This is a genomic window from Streptomyces anandii JCM 4720, from assembly GCF_014650655.1.
Lineage (GTDB): Bacteria > Actinomycetota > Actinomycetes > Streptomycetales > Streptomycetaceae > Streptomyces > Streptomyces anandii.
On sequence record NZ_BMVJ01000003.1, the window covers coordinates 109,008 to 109,722 of the forward strand.

1 protein-coding gene is annotated in these 715 nt (G+C 72.0%); it reads right to left on the reverse strand.

Annotated elements, in window-relative coordinates:
• The coding region (locus IE249_RS36455) for a cytochrome P450 (protein WP_229857704.1) at nucleotides 1–715 on the reverse strand (715 nt) is incomplete at both ends.

A 715-nucleotide genomic window follows, 5' to 3' on the forward strand; every position in this document is an offset into this window, starting at 1 on the left:
CCAGTTGCGGGCACCGCTCCAGCAGCGTCCTGATGGCGATGCGCGCCTCGAGCCGGGCCAGGGGCGCGCCCAGGCAGTAGTGGATGCCGTGTCCGAAGGCCACGTGGCCGCGGGCGTCGCGGGAGATGTCGAAGGTGTCGGGCGAGGCGAAGCGCGCGGGGTCGCGGTTGGCGTCGGCCATGGCGACGAGGACCAGTTCGCCGCCGCCGGGGACGACGGTGTCGCCGATCGTCACCGGCTCGTTGGTGAAGCGGTACGTGGGCGTCTCCACCGGGCCGTCGTAGCGCAGCATCTCCTCGACCGCCGCGTCGATGAGGGTGAGGTCGGCGCGGAGAGCCGCCAGTTGGTCAGGGTGGGTGAGCAGGGCGAGGACGCCGTTGGAGACGAGGTTGACCGTGGTCTCGTGGCCGGCGACGAGCAACAGCCAGGCCATGCCGAGGAGTTCGTCGTGGGAGAGGCGGTCGCCCTCGTCGTCCGGGCCGTGGATGAGGGCGCTCATGAGGTCGTCGCCGGGACGGCCGCGTTTGCGGTCCACCAGTTCGGCCAGATACCGCGCCATCGAGCCGGCGGCCGCCGCGCGTTCGGCCGGGTCGGTGGCGCCGAGCGCGTCGTTGGACCAGTCGCGGAACGAGGCGCGGTCCAGGTCCGGAACGCCGAGCAGTTCGCAGATCACCGAGATCGGCAGGGGGAAGGACAGCGCCTCGACGAGATCGGC